This window comes from Pontibacillus sp. HMF3514, from assembly GCF_009858175.1.
Classification (GTDB): domain Bacteria; phylum Bacillota; class Bacilli; order Bacillales; family BH030062; genus Pontibacillus.
Genome location: NZ_CP047393.1, coordinates 2494055 through 2513048, shown reverse-complemented (window position 1 = coordinate 2513048; position 18994 = coordinate 2494055). Strand labels below are relative to the sequence as shown.

Sequence of the window (18994 nt, the reverse complement as noted above, 5' to 3'; positions counted from 1 at the left end):
ATCAGCGGCACTATAGTGACAAAAGGGAAGAAGATGGACAAAACTTATAACAATCCGTTCCGGTATTTGAGACATATGTCAATGAATAAGACTTTATTCTCGACCCTCATGCATATAGTTTTACATTTTGTAGAAAGCTTTTGTACCCTATGAAGTATAGTTCTAGAAAACTTCAACAAGAAAGGACAAATCAAATGTCTACTATACAAATACCATTATCTGTTCTTAACTTAGTCCCTGTTCGCGAAGGAGAGGGCTCTTCGCAAGCTATAGAGGCTATGGTTGATTTAGCACAAGCTACTGAAAAGATGGGCTATACTCGCTATTGGATTGCAGAGCATCATAATACTTCAACGCTAGTAAGTTCTGCGACTTCCATTTTAATAAAGCATACCTTAGAGCATACGGAGAAAATTCGTGTGGGCTCAGGTGGGGTTATGCTTCCAAACCATTCTCCGTTAGTCGTAGCCGAGCAATTTGGAACGATGGAAACAATCTATCCAAACCGCGTTGATTTGGGACTTGGACGTGCTCCGGGAACAGATCAATTAACAGCAAGTGCCTTAAGAAGATCACAAAGTAATACGGTTTATTCATTCCCTCAGGATGTGGAGACCTTACAAAAGTTTTTTGATGATGAAGACGTTCAAGATTATGTGAAAGCTCACCCAGGTATAGGCACAAATGTTCCAATTTATATACTAGGCTCATCGACGGATTCAGCTCGCTTAGCAGCAAAACTAGGATTACCTTATGCGTTTGCATCTCACTTTGCTCCAGCACATATGGATGAAGCTCTATCGATTTATCGTGATCGATTTGAGCCATCCGAATACTTGGATGAACCTTATGTTATCGTAGGTCTTAATGTCATCGCAGCTGAGAGTGATGCAGAAGCAGACAAGGAAGAAACCACCATGCAGCAATTCTTCTTAAATGTCATTCGCGGTACCCAAAATCCATTAAGTCCTCCAGTTGAAGATATGGACAAGATATGGAGACCAACTGAGAAACAGGCTGCCTCTACGATGTCTAGTATGACGTTAAAAGGAAGTAAAGACTCTATACGTGAACAGTTAACTTCTTTTCAGGAAAAGTATAATGTTGATGAAATTATGGCTGTTTCTTATATTTATGATCGTGATAAGCAGAAGCGGTCTTATGAGATCTTAAAAGAAGTGGTTGATGGGAATTAGGAGAAGATAAGGCACACGTCAATTTGGCGTGTGTTTTTATGTATCCTAACACCAAATTTTCGCTAGACAAAATGAGGGTGGTATAATTTACCTGTACACTTAAAACAAATATTCTCCGCCAAAAGTCGTAAACCAACTTACACCATATTTATGAAGCCAAAAGCTAGCAACAAATGTACACTATGGATAAGCTAAATTCTTACGAAGGGAGCTTCTACATGCAATTATTTCATTATCATTGGTGGACAGATAAGCCGGAGGAAATGGAGAGATTTTATCAGAAGTTAGGTTTTGAAACAAACCTAAGAGTAGGAAATTATAAAGGGGAAATGCAAACATTTAATCCTCCCCTGAACTGGGATGATTTTAGAGATAAAGATGTCCGATTTAGAATTATCCAAATGGTTAAAGGGCAAACCAACATTACATTTGGTCAGGGGAAGAGAGATATCTTTGACCATATTGGCATCTTAGTTAATGAATCTGAATACTTTCAAATGGTTGATAAGGCTCAAGAGCTGGGTTGGAAAGTCAACGAGGGTGAACGAAGAACTTTTATTTCAACTCCTTGGAAGCTAAAAATCGAATTGCAGAAAAGGCATGAAGTTGTAACAGAAGAAAAGCATACGTATATTAAAGCAATGGAAATCCTTTTGCCGTTCAGTGAAGAAGACCTCATGTCTCTTAGTTACCTTTTGGATCTAAATATCGCCGAGCAACATAGTGAAAGAATGGAAATGGGGAACCAAAAGTGGGGTCTTGTTTTTTGTTCTAATGACCAAACACGTTTGAATACTATTAAGTTTCATCCAACCGAAGAATTTAATATATATGATCCTGTTAAAGCGAGATTGATAGGACAAAATTAACAGGGAGCCTGACTCCCATTGTGATAATACGGTAAAGTGTTGAAGGTAAGGAATTTTACAAAAGATAAAAAAGACACGCATTCAGAGTAAGTAGTTCAGTTTTGGAGTACAATATTGCAATTTGTACCCCTTAATTGAACTATTTTTTTATTGGAAATTGTAGGGTTAATTGCATTACTAATTATGTGAGTCGGAAGAAATTCGGCATAAAATGGTAAAATGAGTTAGGGAGCGTTATTCAGCTAACTGGCAGTTATCTTGAATAAGCTGGTGCGGGTTGGTTCCGTTATGTTTATGCAGAGCGGCGGGCTGTGGAACGGGTTGCTTTCCCCGGAAGACCGATCGAGCTTCCTCGTCACTACGTTCCTGCGGGATCTCGCTCGCCCTTTCTACCGGAGGAGTCAACCCGTTCCACAGCCCACCTTGGCGTTATTGAGATTAACGGAACCGCAGCTATCATAAGGTTTTCTGATATAGAATGTGTGGTTATATCATATATGCATCAAAGTGATCTAAAGCCTTATATGTTAAGGGTTTTAGTATCTAAATTCGCATTTTCCTTATGTGAAAAATTAAAAAACTCAGCCATGGGTCCGTTAACTTCCATAAACGTAAAGGGGTGAGGGAAACGGCAAACTCCCGCGGTAGAAAGGGCAGATGAGACCCCGCAAGGAGCGTAGCGTATGAGGAGGCTCAGCTGGTCTTCCGCAGGAGTATTGCCGTTTCACTGAACCCCTACCTCTCACAAAAGCAACGGACTGCTCTCAACATATCTCGATTCCAAGTCTTCCACATAAGGGGGCTTTAGTTGAAGAAGAAGGAGCATTTTCCGATAAGGAATTTGCTCTTTTTTTGTTGTCGAAATTGCATTCGTTTTGCACCTGAAATTGCAGGTCTTCAATAATTATTGTAGATGTGCATATTGGGTTGCATTTTATTGTGTAAGTAACTACTTAAAACATATATAAACATTGAAATAACAACGAAAAATGAGCCTCAAATTGCTACGCAATTCAACGCTCATTTTATAATACATTTTCACTTTTTGTGCTCCAAAACTGACATACTTACATTCAGAGAGCGTGTCTTTTTTATGTTAACTACTAGTTGTTTTTCCTATATTACTCAAGTGAAATCCGGCTGATTATTTAAACTATTAGCATCTGTTTCTTCAAGAACATTTGTGAGCAAATCTATTTGAGAATTGAGTTGGGATAAATAAGGAGAAGTTGTATGAGCTATCTGTTTACGTAGTTGCATAAGTCTGTTTAATTCTCTCTGAAATAATTCTCTTTCTTCATTACTAAGTTTATCTTTATTCAAGACCATCCCCCCAACTTCATCCTTTAGTAATATATACCCAAAACTGGTATTTGAAAAACATCTTTTAATAACTTTTAGGATAACGGATAAATAAAGGGATATCAACTACACTCACTTTTTATGTTTGTGTAATATGTTCATCATTCTATATTAATAGTTATATATATCTAGTATTTATTACCTAAAATGAGTTTAGCATAGCACGTTGCCTATTGAAAAGAGATATACAAGATGACTCTTAAAAAGGAATTTCGGTCCTATTAAAGACATTGTTCCCCTTCAACCCTTCCCATAAGATGAAGATAAATGAAATAAGAGGGGGCTAAAGCATTGAAAAACATTCTAGATTTAGAACAAAAAATGTGTGAACCATCTGTTAGTTTAATTCGAGATCTGTCCTTATTGGATGGAGATATTATGATATTAGGGGTAGGAGGAAAAATGGGTCCTACCTTAGCTAAACTTGCTAAAAATGCGGTAAATGCATCTCAAAATCCAAAGAGGATCTATGCTGTCTCCAGGTTTTCAAAAGGTTCACTCCAAAGTGAGCTTGAAGGGTGTGGCGTTGAGACCATTGCTGCAGATCTAATGGACGACCAACAGCTAAAAGAATTGCCTGATGTGAAAAATATCATTTATATGGTGGGCCACAAATTCGGTACCACGGGGAATGAACATTTTACTTGGGCGATGAACGCTTACTTACCTGGCCGTGTTGCAGAGAGATTTAAAAACTCTCGCATCGTATCGTTCTCAACGGGAAATGTCTATCCTCTTTCTCCGATTGTCAATGGAGGGGTTTCAGAAGAACATCCTACAGGTCCTATTGGCGAGTATGCTCAGTCGTGCCTCGGTCGCGAACGTGTGTTTACCTATTTCTCTCACAAGTACAACATTCCACAACTCCATTTTCGTTTAAATTATGCAATTGATCTTCGTTATGGCGTACTACTTGAAATTGCTAAAGCCGTCAAAGAAGGAAAACCGGTTGACGTTACGATGGGGCATGCGAATGTCATTTGGCAAGGAGATGCCAATGAAATGGCCATCCGTTCTTTACTGTATTGTAGCTCTCCACCAGAAACACTCAATGTCACAGGCCCAGAAACGATGTCCATTCGTTGGGCTGCTGAAAGATTTGGAGAGTTATTGAATACGAAACCTTATATTATTGGAAAAGAACAAGATACTGCTTTGTTGAGTAATGCATCGAAAGCACATAAACTCTTTGGATATCCAAGCGTTACGATTCGAGAGATGATTGAGTGGACAGCTGAATGGATAGAAAACGATGGGGAAGTAATTAACAAACCTACCCACTTCCAAGAGAGGGAGGGGAAGTTTTAAGTGGATACACGTTTATCAAAAGAGAAATGGACATTGCTTCAAGAAGGAACGGTTATTCCTGCTCACCCCTTAGCTTTGACGAAGAGTAAAAAATTAGATGAAATGAGGCAACGCGCATTAACTAGATATTATATGGATAGTGGAGCGGGAGGAATAGCCGTAGGTGTACACACCACACAATTTGAAATACGAGATCCCGAAATAGATTTATATAAAAAGGTTCTAAAAATGGCTATCGAAGAAGTAGAGCATGCCAATCTAGATCGACCTTTTTTGAAAATAGCAGGTATTTGTGGGCCAACCGATCAGGCGCTTTCAGAAGCTACTTTTGCTAAAGACATCGGGTATGATTTTGGACTTGTTAGTATGGGAGGACTAGATTTATCAGAGAGCGAGCATCTGGAACGCGTTAAACAGATCGCCAAGGTCATCCCCGTATTTGGATTCTATCTCCAACCATCTGTAGGTGGCAGAACGTTTAGCTATGAATTCTGGGAACAATTTGCTGAAATCGAGGGTGTTTGCGCAATCAAAATGGCACCTTTTAACCGCTATCAAACTCTTGATGTTGTAAAGGCAGTGTGTCACTCGAGCCGTTGTAATGAAATCGCTCTTTATACAGGCAATGATGACAATATTGTCGTAGACCTGCTGACTAAATATGAATTTTCTATAGATGGTGAACTTGTCCAAAAGCCTATTGTAGGTGGGTTGCTAGGTCACTGGGCTGTGTGGACATCAAAAGCTGTAGAACAATTTGAGGAATTAAGAAAAGTACGTAATCACCTGGTTCTACCCACAACGTTACTGACTACAGCTACTCAAGTTACCGATAGTAATGCCGCTCTCTTTGACGCTGCTCATCAATTTAAAGGGTGTATAGCAGGTATCAATGAAGTGTTAAGAAGGCAAGGTCTTCTTTCAGAAAACACGTGTCTAAGTGATCATGATGTCTTAAGCCTTAACCAATCAGAAGAAATCGACCGCATATATGTCCAGTACCCACATCTTACGGATGACGATTTTGTGGAAGCAAACTTACAAAAGTGGCTATCAAAACAATCTAGTGTTCAGTAGAGAGAAAGGTAGTGCTAAAGTCCGTTTCTATTAAAGGTCCTTTTACGGTCAGTCTATTTTTTGAGCATAAACCATAAATTCATCATAAAGGTGGTGGATTTATGGTTTTTTGTATTCAAAAAATAAGGATAAGGTGGTCTTTCTATGAAAAAATGGATACGACTTAGGCTGATGGTTGCTTTTACGTTGCTTATTCCTCTTTTATTCTTCAACGGTTTCAGCCCTGATGATGGGTATGCCGCATCTTCTTTAACCTTTACATCACATAGTAGTGGAGACAATTTACCAGTAGGGACTGTTCGAATTTCAGGGTCTTATTCAGATGTATCAAACATTCAACTCATTCTTGACGGTATGAAGGTTTCACAAGCTCAAATGCTTCCTGATGCAAATCAAACGCATTCAGGTAATTGGTACTATGATTTAGATACGCGTCCTTATGATGGTGAAATTGAAATTGTAGCAAGAGGCATGAATACCCTAACAAGATATACCTCCTGGTCTGAACCAATCCTTCTATCAGTGGATAATAAAAAAGCGAACATTCCTGCTGTTACAATCATTGATCCAGAAACCAATACAACAATAAAAAAACATAAGAAGGTTACCATCGCTGCCTCTGGAAAAAATCTGATTGAAGCGGTCTACATTCGTATTAACGGAAATGAATGGATTGCTGTTCAAAATCAAAACCATAATAACTACTCTCATCAACTTAAACTCCCTATTGATAAAGACAAGACATATAGTTTAGAAGCGAAAGCTGTAGATTCTATCGGGAATACAGGTTATAGTTCGACAGTTTATGTGAAAACAGGGGAAGGAAGACCATCCTCTACGAATTTTGAAAAACAAGACCGTGCGATGTGGATTTGGGAAAATGCATCTTACAATTTAATTTTCAATGAAGGGTCTCGAAAGGTATTAGATGCTATGGCTAAAGATACCACAACTTTTAACCAGGACCCCATTACAACGTTATATTTAGGAGTAGATGAGTACTTCGGTGTTGATATGCTAGAGGACGAAAGAGATCGAGTTAGGGACTTCCTCTCATGGGCCCATGACAATGGCTATAAAGTTCACGCGCTAATTGCTGGAGGCACCAATCCACCTCACTTTGGAGCATTTGAAAGATACCATGATGTTGCACTAAAAGAAGTTGAAAATATTATAAACTATAACCTCTCTTCCAATCAGGATGAACAATTTGATGGGGTGAATATTGATATAGAGCCCTATATTGCCTCTCAATTTAAGACAGAAAAACCTTCCTTGCAGCTTCAATATTTAAATTTATTAGAGAAAATGATGAACCTGAAAAAAGTTTCGGATTCAAGTTTGTTAATTGGAGCAGCCATTCCAAACTGGTATGACAGCTCGCAATACGCTGAAGCCATTACATGGGGACCAAAACTTGAAGAAGGACCAGAGCAAACAAAATGGCTATCTCAACATATCCAGGATATCCTGGATTACATTTCGATCATGGATTATCGCGATTTTGCAGAAGGGTCAAACGGCATTATTGAAAGAGCTCGAGATGAAATCGAATATGCTGAAGCGATCGGTAAACCAAACTCTGTTGTAATTGGAGTCGAAACGAAGGACATTGCCGATGGAGGAGACCCAGAGCTCATTTCGTTCAGAGAAGAAGGCAGAACCTACATGGAAGCGGAACTGGATAAAGTATATGCCTCCATGAATGGTTATAGCTCCTTTGGAGGGATCGCTCTGCATCATTATGACACGATCCGTTACTTACCATCCGAATGGAGTAGTGATGGAGTGTTATGGCAACCGCCACATGATACTGAGCCTCCAACCATGGTGGATCGTCAACCAAATGCCTCAACCAATAGTTATCAATCTATTCTTTTAGACTACGGGAGAGCTTATGACAATTACGAAGTTGAACACTATAACATTTATCGTGGCCTTACCGCTGATTTTACTCCTAATGAGAGTAACTTAGCTGGATCTAGTAGAAGGTTATCTTTTGTAGACAGCGGTTTGATGGCAGACACAACCTATTATTACAAAGTGGCAGCTGTAGATGTAAGAGGGAATATTGGCCCGATTTCATCCGTTACCACTACTACGACATATTCATCAAACTTAAAACCAATGATTATCGGAGAAGCTTCTATAACCTATGAAAATGGGAAAGCACATGTCTCATTACAAATCATTGATCAAAAGACGAATTCTCCTGTAATAGCGAACATAAGCGGTCGTTTTGAGTATCTGAGCGGCAAAGTTGTTAGTGGTACAACTGATGAGAACGGGGAGATTACGTTTACATCAGAGTCTTTTGGTATAAACAAAGGCAAAATTGGGTTCAAAGTGAATTCGATTGCTGCGAATGAGTATTATTGGGCTTCAGCTAGTGATGTTCCATATAATCTTTCCACAACATGGTCCCTTGAAAGTGTTTCTGCAAGCCAAGACGCTCATGTTCGAAGTGATTCATATGGAGATACGAACTACGGTGATGCAACGATATTAAAAGTAAAGGGACTAGAAGCAACGATACAGAACTATGATCGAATAAGTTTTATCCAGTTTTCGAATAACCAATCATCCTTAACGGATACAAAAAATGTGATCCTTAAAATTTACGTAGATCGTGGTATTAGTGATCCTGACGTCCCAAGTGTTCCCGTCTCCGTCTATGGGGCTCAGAATGCCTCATGGGATGAGAATAAGATAACGTGGAATACACAGCCAGACCCACAAACGTTTACAAAATTAGGGCAGATCGATATTTCTGGAGCTGGTTGGTATCAAATCGATGTTACAGCATGGGTCTCTCAATTAGAAAATATTGATACCCTTAGCTTCCGTTTATCAGATGAAGCTCTTAAAGATCGATTAGTTCCAATTCATAGTAAAGAAAATGATAACCCGGCAGTACTAGAAATCAAAAAATAAGCTGAGAGGGTTGCCTTTTCATGAAGGCAACTCTTTCACATATAAGGTCATAATTAGGTCGTTGTATCTTCCTATCCCTTTCTCTAAAATTTAATAAAGCTAGAAGAAATTTTGCCGACAAAACATAGGAGGATTCGGATGGACACTTCTACGAAAAAGAGTACCTTCTTCTATGAACGACACGATAAAACGTTTCTGAAAGACGCATGTGAAAAGTACTGGAAAGATGAATTTAAAGAGGTGATTAGCAGGGCTGATCTCGCTTGCAACCAAACGTTTGTGTTTACCCATCGTTGGGATATGGAACGTTGTGAGACACCGATAACATTTGATCATGAAATCGATTGGACGTTTCGTTATAAAGGAGATTTTGAGTGGACGGTCAACCTTAATCGTTCGAGATTCATGGCGGAATTGGGTCAGGCGTATTGGCTTACTGGAGATGAAAAATATGCTAAAGCTTATATACATCTGATGAAAGATTGGATCAGTCAAAACCCTTTAACGGAAGAAGAGATTCAACAGAGTGAAGCCACTCAATATAATGTGAAAGATACGTGGCGTAAGTTAGACAGTGGTATTCGAATAACAAATTGGATAAAAGGCTACTTTTGTGTAAGGGAATCAGAAGCTTGGGGGACAAATGAAGAAAATCAATTCAGAGAAGCCCTTTGGTGGCATGGTCGATACTTAAGTGTTGCATATACCCCTCACGACAAGCAAAGTAACTGGGGGTTCTTAGAAACAAACGGTCTATTTCAAATAGCTTTATTGTTTCCACATTTTAATGAATCCCATAAATGGTTAGAGTTAGCGATTCAACGCTTGGAAGCTATGTGTGAGCTTCAGGTATTTGAGGATGGCATGCATAACGAACAAAGTCCGATGTATCATCATGAGGTACTCCATTGTCTATTTGAACCGGTTTTGTTAGCCAGCATGAATGGGCTAGAGATTCCAGAAACCCTAAATAAATCGTTAAATGCGATGTTTACAGCTTCCTTAGCATTTGTGAAACCTAATGGGCATCAACCCATGATCAGCGATAGTGACCATACAGATATACGTGATGTGTTAAGTCGTGGAGCGGTCTTATTTCATCGAGGAGATTTAAAGTATAAAGGATATCCTGTTTTAGACTTTGAAGGTCTTTGGTATTTTGGAAAGGATGGTATGAAAACGTATGAAGCGCTTAGAAGCCATCCACCTTCTTTTAATTCGATTCATCTAGAGGAATCAGGATATACCATTATGCGTGATGACTGGAGTTCAGATGAGCATTATCTATTATTTGATGGAGGACACATGGACATTATTCGTGCCCATGGCCATGATGACTTTTTACATTTTGATTTAAGTGCGAACGGTGAAGATTTATTGGTTGATACAGGTCGATACACGTACATGGAAAACGAAGAAAGACGATATTTTAAGGAATCATTCCAGCACAATACAACCAGTGTAGATGACCAAACGATCTCCCAATATCAAAATTCATGGAGTTGGGATCAAGTAGCGCAACCTGTTCAGCATTATTGGAAGAGCGACCCTTCATTTGATTTTGTGCAAGCAGGACACAATGGATATTGGAACCTAGATGATCCAGTTCAAGTACTAAGGCAAATTTTTTATGTGAAGCCGCATTACTGGGTTTTAGTTGATACGTTTCATTCAAAAGAAGAACACGATTATAAACAACATTTTCATTTTGATGAGCATGCAAATGTCGAAATCGACTCTTTAAATGATATCGTTCGAGTAGAAGGGCGCAATGGAAGCAACTTAAATATGATTCAATTCGAATCTGTACAATATGAGAAAGATACCTGTTGGATTTCGAGGGACTACAATCAAAAGCAAGCATCAAATAAAATCAGGTGTCAGAAAAAAGGGAATGGACTTACGAAATTCATAACAGCACTCGTTCCTTTTAAGAAAAATGAAGAGCCAGATATTTCGATTGAGAAAGTCGATGTATGGAATTCACGCTCACAAATACTTTCCGAGGACCAAGTGACTGCTCTGCAAGTAAACAGAGGAGAAGAATCAGAAATCATCGTTTTTTCTCATCAAGGACCTTACAGTTATCAATTTGCCGGCACGCAAATGACTGGAGATGTTCTTTTTGTGAAACGCCATCAAGCTCAGGAACAAAAGTGGGTTGTAAAAGTGTAAGTACTAGAAACATGGTAAGAAGGAGAGAAATCATCAGGATGAAGGTGATTCTCTCCTAATTCGTTTCTTTAGCTACCCCTATTCTTTTTCTGTACTGAGACGGGGTTACACCAAGAATCTTTTTAAAGGTTTTCGTGAAGTGTGGATAATCACCATATCCTGTGGCATAAGCCACTTCATACGTTTTATACGTTGGGTTGTTGAGCAGTTCCTTTGCTTTTTCCATACGTAATTTGGTGACATACTGCTTAAAACTAATCCCCATCTCGGCTTTAAATTCCATACTAAAATAGGAAGGAGACATTCCAATTGTATCGGCAACTTCCACTAGTGAAAGATCTTCCACTGCATAGTGTTCATCAATGTATTTAACAGTTGTTAATATGCTGTTTCGGTGACCGATATTTCTGGAAGTCTTAAGGTTTTGGATGATGTTTTGGCACATGACCATTATGGAGTCTTTGATTTCATTCTCCTCATAAGGAATGTCCGAAGCTTGAATAACTTCATCTTTAATAGGATTCGATTGTTTCTCCAGTTCTGATTGGAAATAAATCAGAAAATCCGAATACATGGAGCGTAATGAATGGGTTTTACTCTTAGCGTCTTTCAGTTTTTCATGATATTCATCAATCAATTTCATTACTTGTTCTTCTTCTAAAAGCCACAATTGCTGCACGAGTTTCTCCGTATATGATTTTATGACTCCTAAACATTCGCTTCTTTCTTTTGACGAGTTAAGCTCTCCAACGATCTGCTGATGGACCTTTTCTAAAGATGAAAGAAACTGTTCAGGCTTGATCGGTTTCAATAAAAAGTCGACAACGCCATATCGAATCGCTTCTTGAGCATATTCAAATTCATCATAACCCGATATAATGATGAACTTTGAATGTTTGTTTGTTTTTTTAACTTCCTTAATAAATTTGAGGCCATTCATCTTAGGCATTCGAATATCCGTAATAATCAAGTCTGGATTACATTGCTGGTTTAAGTGCAACGCTTCTTCACCATCTTTTGCTTCACCTACTACTTTAAATCCTGTTTCATTTCCTTCAATTAAAGCAAGAAGACTCCGTTTAATCATTTTTTCGTCATCAACCAAAATAACAGAATACATGGTTAAGCCTCCCTTTTATTAAATGTAGTGGTGTACGGCAATCTTATCTCTATGGTCGTTCCTGACTCGTCCGATTTAGTAATATATATGCCGAATGGAGAGCCAAAGTTGCCAAAAATTCGCTTATGCACGTTAATTAAGCCGATCCTCTTAGTCGTTTTATTATCAGAAGGTGGATCTTCATTATGCTTAAATGCTTGATTGAACATGGTTTGGGTTTGCTCGTTCATGCCTTTGCCTTGATCGACAATGGATAGCTTATAATAATCAGCACATTGTTCTCCGTAAATCCCGATAAACGTTGGAGTGAGCTCATAATCCTCATAACCATGGATAAATGCATTTTCGATGATGGGTTGAATGGTTAGTCTTGCAGTAAGTACCTCTTTTATCTCTTCTTTAGAAACTTCCAGAAAAACAGATAGATCCTCAAAACGTTCTTGTTGAATGTCCAGATAGGTTTGGATCTGGTTAATTTCTTCTTCTAAGGTGACGACGCTTTTCGTGTTGCTAACATTGTAACGAAACATATCAGCTAAACTTGTCGTCATTTTACTAATCATCATTTGTTTTTCGATAATGGCATGCGAGTTGATGATTTCAAGCGTGTTGTACAAAAAGTGAGGATTGATCTGCGATTGCATGGCTTGTAATTCCGATTCTCTCGTTTTCAATTCCATCTCTTTCTCGATTAATTTGGAATGCTGGATTTCTTTCATTAATCGATCAAGATCTCCAGTCATATTGTAAAAGCTATTATACAAGTCGCTAATTTCATCATTCCGATAAATAGGTAAGGGCTGCTTCTTTTGAATATTTAATTTTCCAGATTGAGCTTTCTTCATTAAGTTTTGCAAGGTTGTTAATGAGTAGGTGAGTGAAAAAGAAAAGCCGCCTATGAACAACAAAGCTATACCGATAAGAATGAGGCCAATCCAAGCGGTGGAGTTTCTTAAGCTGATCAGATTGGCCATAATTTGATTCATCGGGACATTGGCTACCATTGTCCATTTGGATTGAGGAGAATAATCATAAACCATTAGAGTCTTTAAGCTTTCATGATTTTGAATGGAGAAACGGTCATTCGTATGGTTTGCTGCTTGTTTACTAGAAAACGTTTGTCCGAGCTGATCTTCATTAGGGTGGTAGATGATCTTGTTTTGGTCATTCACAATCCACACTTGTTTAAAGTGACTTAATGTAACTTCGTTAATAATATTCGAGATTTGATTCAAACGAAGGTTCACAATGAGAAGACCTGACGTATTATAGGTGTTCTTATCATATACTTTTCTTACGACTGTAAGGACAGGGGTGGAGTGGATAAAGTCTATATGGATAAATTGATAAGGTTCTAAGTTATTAACGTCATCCCATAATTCGTAATTCATTTGTCTAATATGATCCATATTCAAATAGTCGTTCACTTTTGAGTAGTTATGTACTTGCATACCATTTTGATTAATCAGGGATATGCCAAATATGTCGGAACGTCCATTTAATAGGGGAGAGAAGGCTTCTTCTTGAATTTGTTGAGAGATAATGAATCGCTTGTATCGGTTCGAATTAAAGGTGTTCATATCAAGAAATTGCTGTACTTGAGGGTTGGATAGAAAAGGGTAAGTAGCTTGTTCTAAATCATGTAAATAAAAGTCCATGTATTCATTCGTCTGTGTTAAAAGGTGCTGACTATATTGCACGGCATTTTCTTCAATCGTTTCAGTTGTCTTTTCAAACCAAATAAAACCTAGAACAAGTAAAGGAATACATACAAATAAGAGGATAATCATAAAAAGCTTAGAATTTATAGAACTAAGTTTAAACGACATCAAGCAAGCTCCTTTAAAATAGTAGAAACTTCCACGTACTATTTATTTTATTGAAAAAAACACAATATTTCAAATATTTTTACATTTTCTATTATTAACATCGGTTTTAATATAATATGTAAGCGTTTTCTTAAAAAGGGGAGGAGAAAAGATGAATCAAAGAAAGGTTATGAAATTATGGTTTGCTTTTATGACAGTTTTTGCTTTGTTCCTTGCAGGTTGTACAGACGAATCATCGGGTAATGGTGGCGATGATTCAGAGGCTACTGAGATTACGTTAGGGTTTTATTCTTCAGGTAGTGCAGATGAGAAGATGCAGGAGTTGATCGATAAGTTTGAGGAACAACATCCTGATATTAAAATTAAAACCCAAAATGCGCCTTATTCACAGTTTTTTCAAAAGCTAGATACTCAAATCGCAGGGGGAACGGCACCTGATGTTTGGCTTTCAGACGGTGTTTTTGTTCAAAAATATGCTGAGCGTGGGGCTGCAAAAGATTTAACAGAATGGATAGATCAAGACCTAAATAAAGATGATTATTATGGTCTAGATTTTAACAAAGGACCAAACGGAAAGTATTGGGCTGTACCTCAAGGTATCCAAATTGCAACGCTATTCTATAACAAGGACATGTTTGATGAAGCGGGCGTTGATTACCCGGATGAAAGTTGGACATGGGAAGACTTAAAAGAAGCTGGAGCTAAACTGACGGTTGATACGAGTGGTAAAACAGCAAATGAATCTGGGTTTAAATCCAACAGTGTTAATCAATATGGTCTTACATTCTTCAGTATTACAGAAGGTTGGATGACCGTCTTGAAGTCTTATGGCGGTGGCATTCTGGATGAGAGTTTACAAGAATCGATTATTGATTCACCAGAAAATAAAGAAGCGATGGAGTACATTGTAGATGGTATGGATCGTGGGATTTTTACAGATCCTTCAGACCTACAAGCTTTCCAAAGCGCGATGTCTCCTTTCCCAAGTGAGACAGCTGCTATGAGAATTGGAATCTATGCACGCGTACTAGCTGCGAATGAAACAGGTGTAAACTATGATGTTACGGTTCTTCCAAAAGGACCAACTGGAGAAAGATTCTCGCCAGTTATTGCGAATTCATGGATTATTAACAATGATGCTTCTGATGCAAAAGCAAAGGCTGCCTGGGAATGGGTGAAATACTGGGTGTCAGAGGATGACGTTCAGAAAGAATGGGCTGAGCTAGGTGAAGCCGTTCCTGTGAAAAAATCTGTAGCGCAGTCTGATATGTTCTTAAATTCAGGTGATAAGCCGGCAAATAAACAAGCATTTTTAGAGAGTTTTGACTTTGCAGGCACATTAGATGTGAATGCTGTTTGGTCAGAATGGGTGAAGAAAACAGGAGACAACTTCAACCGAGCATTTTTAAAAGAAGCGAGTATTGAAGAAGCTCTAGAACGCGCGGATAAGGAAGTACAAAAAGTGTTAGATGAATTCTATGAGAATCAATAACACCTATAGCGTTGAATTCCTTATAGAAAGTGTGACGTTTAATGTTGGGTAATACGAGATTACAAAAAAACACACCAAAGCCTAAAATGGTGAAACGTAAAAGAAAATTAAGTCATGAGGGTAAATGGGGATTACTTATGGTATCCCCATACCTCATTCATTTTATAGTTTTTATTGCCTTTACGTTATTGGCATCCTTATATTTTAGTTTTTCTCGTTACGACATGCTTAATGCCCCACAATGGATCGGTTTAGAGAATTATAACAAACTCATTAATGATCCAGTATTTTGGAAATCTTTATGGAATACGGTTTATTTCACCGTCTTATTTGTACCTGCACAAACGATATTAGCTTTGATCCTCGCTGTGGCACTCAATCAAAGTCTTAAAGGGCTTAAATTTTACCGAATTGCACATTTTATACCTGTTATTTCTTCATGGACGGTCGTACTTTACGTAGCAGATGCGATCTTTAATCCGCGTTTTGGTTTAGCCAATGATCTTCTTGTGAAATTAGGATCAGAACCTAAACAATGGCTAAATGATGAAGCACTTGTTATTCCAGTCCTTGTTGCCGTAGCTGTTTGGAAAGGGATCGGATATATGATGGTGATCTTTTTAGCTGGACTGCAAAATGTTCCGGAGGATCTTTATGAAGCTGCTGAAGTAGAAGGCGCAGGGGTCTTGAAGAAATTCCGACATGTTACGATTCCACTGATTTCTGGAACGACTTTTCTAGTTCTAGTCCTTAGTACGATTACAACGTTTCAAGCGTTTGAACAAATCTATGTTATGACAGGGAATTCAGGAGATATTACAGCAGCGGGTGGGCCGAATAATGCCAGTATGGTCTTAATGCTGTACTTATTCCAGCAAGGATTTGCTTTCTTGAAAATGGGCTATGCATCTGCTATTGCATGGGTGCTGTTTCTTATTCTTTTTGTCATTACATTAATCCAAGTGAAGATGCAAAAGAAGTGGGTTCATTATGAAAAGTAGAGAAGCATTCTATGTTAGAGGTGTTTGTAATGAAAAAGAATCCAAATAAAAGAAGAAAGATCATTAGCTATATCATTATTACGTTAAGTGCCATGATTATGTTGACGCCTTTTATTACAGCTGCCTTTAATTCATTAAAAACCTATAAACAATATACCGCGATTCCAGTCGAATATATACCTAATCCGTTTAGATGGCAGAACTACATTGAAGTGTGGAAAATGACGGATTTTGCCCAATACGGATGGAATAGTTTTATCGTAACTGTCTTGTCAGTGCTGGGAGCATTATTATCCTGTTCCATGGTGGCTTATGCCTTTGCGCGATTAGATTTTCCTTTTAAAAACTCCTTGTTCATCATGGTCTTAGGAACGCTCATGATCCCACCTGTTGTCATGATTATCCCTCAATTTATTATCTTTAAACATATGGGGGCTCTCGACACCCTCGTTCCTTTATGGATACTAGAATGGCTAGCTCAACCGTTTGGTGTATTCCTCATGCGACAGGCCTTTCTTAGCATTCCAAAAGAGTATGAAGAGGCGGCTAAATTGGACGGATGTTCGCCACTTCAAACGTATTGGCGGATATTCATGCCTATGTGTAAGCCGCAATTGGCTACCTTAACAATCTTTACGTTTATGACCAAATGGAATGAGATTATGGCGCCTGCTATTTATCTATCCTCTTCAGAGAAATTCACGTTACCTATAGGTGTCCTTTCGATGTCTGGAGCCTGGTTTGGAAAAGAACAGTATTTAGTAGCTGCTGCATTAATGTCCTTATTTCCAATTTTAATTGTATTCTTCTTTACGGAGAAATTCTTTGTAAAAGGAGCCAGTTCATCAGGTTTAAAATAATTGTTTAAATCGGAAAGATAGGATGTGAGGTTGTGAAAACCAAAGCGTTATTGATTGGAACGGAAGAGATGATCGAAAGCGTGAATCGAATCCGTGATGATTTTCCGGGGTTCAACTTTATCCCTTTGGTTGTTGGTCCGAACATGAAGCAAATTCTGCAAAAGTTCCAGTCCGATGGCATTGATTGTGCCATCGTGATCCATCCTCTATCTTTTAATCAAAACATAACGGAGATGTTCAATGATATCCCTGTGTATGAGTTGAGATACTCGATTACAGCATTATATAAAACGCTCTTCAAAAGTGTATTAACGTCTACACATGAAGCTGGGTCAATCAAGTTGAGTGTAGATGTTTTTTACGAAGAGAAGATGATAGAAAAGCTTCAAAACGAAGGGATTCAAAATACTCCATTGTATATAAAAGAGCACCCTTCAAAGATGAAACCAAAAGACTTATTAGATTTTCATTTAAAGTCTATTGAGGTTCATAACGTTAAAACAATCGTAACGAGTCACCCCGCAATTGTGGATGCATTGCGCGACTATCCTGTTGAGGTAGATCTTGTTACACCAACAGACACTTGTGTTCGCGAATTTTTATATGAGTTATCTCACAAAATCAAAGTTACCTCTTTTTCAGAGTTTCCGATACGCTATGAAAGCGATAAAGCGATTGAACACTTTAAAAAACAGGGTGTAAGTGGAGCGACCATTTATAAATTACGGTGTTTATGTCAATCAATCGGCCGAAACAACATTACTGCTGCAGAACTGTCAAAGGGATTTGCGATCACATTAAGAAGTGCAAGAAGGATCCTCACGACTTTAGAAAACCAGAAAGTGGCGAAGGTGGTAGGAGAAGAACAATTGAATGGAAGAGGGCGCCCGCGGAATGTGTATCACATCGATTTTGATCAAATGAATGAAGAGGTCGTACCTGCTGCTGTTATAAACTAAATCGCGTTTGGAGAGAGGAGGAGTAGGATTGACTTCATTTTTAATGAATACGGTCCTTTTAGAGAAAAATCGATGGGAAGAGGGACGGAACCCCTCGATTGCTGTAAGTGAATGGCTACCTAAACTGACAACAGACGGGTTTGATGGGATTGAGTTGTGGGAGAATCATAGCTTAAAAGCATCGGAGCCTGAAATCCAACTTCTTAAACATTCCTCTATACATGTAGAAGTTTACAACTCCTATGTAAGCTTTGAAAACGGATATGAACAAGAAAGATCCCAAACTGCAAATATGGTAAATAGACTTCGAGCCAACAAAATCAAGTTCAATTTCGGTAAAGACCCAGAACGTCTGGATGAATATATTCAAAACTTTCAAGAATGGAAGGACCAATTGCCATATGAGTGTACATTTCTTTGTGAATGCCATCCAGGTACTGTCATGGAAGATCCGAAAATAGCCAAGGATGTTTTTAAGCAGATTGGCTCCAAAGACATCGGGGCCATGATTCATCCTTTTCATAAGAGTACGGATTTAACTAGCTGGTTTAAGCATTTAGGAGAGAAAGTTGTCTATGCTCACGTGAGTTTATTTGATGGGATTCGTTTTCACTTGTTAGAGCGCTATCCTGAATTTGTTGAAAGCCGTGTACAAGATCTTAAGGATAAAGGATTTAACGGAGATTTTTCTTTAGAATTTACGGAAGGTACAGCTGAGGAGAATGAAACACCAGAACAGTTATATAACAATGCGATTCGAGACTTATCTTTTCTCAAAGTTAGATGGAAAAGTCTTGCTAAGGAGATATAAA

General features: G+C 38.4%; 14 protein-coding genes. 11 read left to right on the top strand and 3 right to left on the bottom strand.

Annotation, left to right across the window (positions count from 1 at the left end):
* Positions 1 to 194: 194 nt before the first annotated feature.
* Together GS400_RS13015 and GS400_RS13010 are read left to right on the top strand one after the other, a co-directional pair.
* Entirely contained in the window at positions 195 to 1196 is a 1002-nt protein-coding gene (locus tag GS400_RS13015; protein WP_160102432.1) for an LLM class flavin-dependent oxidoreductase, read from the top strand.
* Positions 1197 to 1414: 218 nt separating this feature from the next.
* Complete coding sequence (locus GS400_RS13010) at positions 1415 to 2065, top strand: VOC family protein (RefSeq protein WP_160102430.1); 651 nt, start codon at positions 1415 to 1417, stop codon at positions 2063 to 2065.
* 1125 nt (positions 2066 to 3190) lie between these two features.
* Here GS400_RS13010 and GS400_RS13005 read toward each other — a convergent pair.
* Positions 3191 to 3388, bottom strand: coding sequence for a hypothetical protein (locus GS400_RS13005; protein WP_160102428.1), 198 nt, complete (start codon positions 3386 to 3388; stop codon positions 3191 to 3193).
* A gap of 330 nt (positions 3389 to 3718) precedes the next feature.
* Between GS400_RS13005 and GS400_RS13000 the strand changes: the two genes are divergently transcribed.
* The 4 genes from GS400_RS13000 to GS400_RS12985 all read left to right on the top strand — a co-directional run bounded on the left by GS400_RS13000 (position 3719) and on the right by GS400_RS12985 (position 10921).
* Positions 3719 to 4735 carry an NAD-dependent epimerase/dehydratase family protein gene (locus GS400_RS13000; protein WP_160102426.1) on the top strand — a complete coding sequence of 339 codons (1017 nt, stop codon included), beginning with the start codon at positions 3719 to 3721 and terminating at the stop codon, positions 4733 to 4735.
* Positions 4736 to 5812 (top strand): dihydrodipicolinate synthase family protein, encoded by a 1077-nt coding sequence (locus GS400_RS12995; protein WP_160102424.1) that lies wholly within the window; start codon positions 4736 to 4738, stop codon positions 5810 to 5812.
* Positions 5813 to 5956: 144 nt separating this feature from the next.
* Positions 5957 to 8746, top strand: a complete 2790-nt coding sequence (locus tag GS400_RS12990) for a CBM96 family carbohydrate-binding protein (RefSeq protein ID WP_160102422.1) — start codon at positions 5957 to 5959, stop codon at positions 8744 to 8746.
* A gap of 138 nt (positions 8747 to 8884) precedes the next feature.
* Positions 8885 to 10921 carry an alginate lyase family protein gene (locus GS400_RS12985; RefSeq protein WP_160102420.1) on the top strand — a complete coding sequence of 679 codons (2037 nt, stop codon included), beginning with the start codon at positions 8885 to 8887 and terminating at the stop codon, positions 10919 to 10921.
* Positions 10922 to 10976: 55 nt separating this feature from the next.
* Here GS400_RS12985 and GS400_RS12980 read toward each other — a convergent pair whose 3' ends face one another.
* Both GS400_RS12980 and GS400_RS12975 read right to left on the bottom strand, forming a co-directional pair.
* Positions 10977 to 12041 (bottom strand): response regulator transcription factor, encoded by a 1065-nt coding sequence (locus tag GS400_RS12980; protein ID WP_160102419.1) that lies wholly within the window; start codon positions 12039 to 12041, stop codon positions 10977 to 10979.
* Positions 12042 to 12043: 2 nt separating this feature from the next.
* A complete protein-coding gene (locus GS400_RS12975) occupies positions 12044 to 13870 on the bottom strand; it encodes a sensor histidine kinase (RefSeq protein WP_160102417.1) in 1827 nt (608 codons plus the stop codon).
* A 151-nt stretch (positions 13871 to 14021) separates the two neighbouring features.
* Between GS400_RS12975 and GS400_RS12970 the strand changes: the two genes are divergently transcribed.
* Genes GS400_RS12970 through GS400_RS12950 form a run of 5 tightly spaced genes read left to right on the top strand, consistent with a single transcriptional unit; the run spans position 14022 to position 18993 of the window.
* Entirely contained in the window at positions 14022 to 15362 is a 1341-nt protein-coding gene (locus tag GS400_RS12970; protein WP_160102415.1) for an ABC transporter substrate-binding protein, read from the top strand.
* A gap of 41 nt (positions 15363 to 15403) precedes the next feature.
* The gene (locus GS400_RS12965) at positions 15404 to 16363 is read left to right on the top strand and encodes a carbohydrate ABC transporter permease (protein ID WP_160102413.1); all 960 of its coding nucleotides are present in this window, start codon (positions 15404 to 15406) and stop codon (positions 16361 to 16363) included.
* A 29-nt stretch (positions 16364 to 16392) separates the two neighbouring features.
* Positions 16393 to 17223, top strand: a complete 831-nt coding sequence (locus tag GS400_RS12960; RefSeq protein ID WP_160102411.1) for a carbohydrate ABC transporter permease — start codon at positions 16393 to 16395, stop codon at positions 17221 to 17223.
* 32 nt (positions 17224 to 17255) lie between these two features.
* Positions 17256 to 18182: a helix-turn-helix domain-containing protein gene (locus GS400_RS12955; protein ID WP_160102409.1), complete on the top strand. Its 927-nt coding sequence runs from the start codon at positions 17256 to 17258 to the stop codon at positions 18180 to 18182.
* 28 nt (positions 18183 to 18210) lie between these two features.
* Positions 18211 to 18993, top strand: a complete 783-nt coding sequence (locus GS400_RS12950) for a sugar phosphate isomerase/epimerase family protein (protein WP_160102407.1) — start codon at positions 18211 to 18213, stop codon at positions 18991 to 18993.
* Position 18994 lies beyond the last annotated feature (1 nt).

Coding starts and splice junctions, on each gene's coding strand:
- GS400_RS13010 (WP_160102430.1), top strand. CDS start 1,415: ATGCAATTATTTCATTATCATTGGTGGACAGATAAGCCGGAGGAAATG.
- GS400_RS12970 (WP_160102415.1), top strand. CDS start 14,022: ATGAATCAAAGAAAGGTTATGAAATTATGGTTTGCTTTTATGACAGTT.
- GS400_RS12990 (WP_160102422.1), top strand. CDS start 5,957: ATGAAAAAATGGATACGACTTAGGCTGATGGTTGCTTTTACGTTGCTT.
- GS400_RS12975 (WP_160102417.1), bottom strand. CDS start 13,870: ATGTCGTTTAAACTTAGTTCTATAAATTCTAAGCTTTTTATGATTATC.
- GS400_RS13015 (WP_160102432.1), top strand. CDS start 195: ATGTCTACTATACAAATACCATTATCTGTTCTTAACTTAGTCCCTGTT.
- GS400_RS12965 (WP_160102413.1), top strand. CDS start 15,404: ATGTTGGGTAATACGAGATTACAAAAAAACACACCAAAGCCTAAAATG.
- GS400_RS12985 (WP_160102420.1), top strand. CDS start 8,885: ATGGACACTTCTACGAAAAAGAGTACCTTCTTCTATGAACGACACGAT.
- GS400_RS12980 (WP_160102419.1), bottom strand. CDS start 12,041: ATGTATTCTGTTATTTTGGTTGATGACGAAAAAATGATTAAACGGAGT.
- GS400_RS12960 (WP_160102411.1), top strand. CDS start 16,393: ATGAAAAAGAATCCAAATAAAAGAAGAAAGATCATTAGCTATATCATT.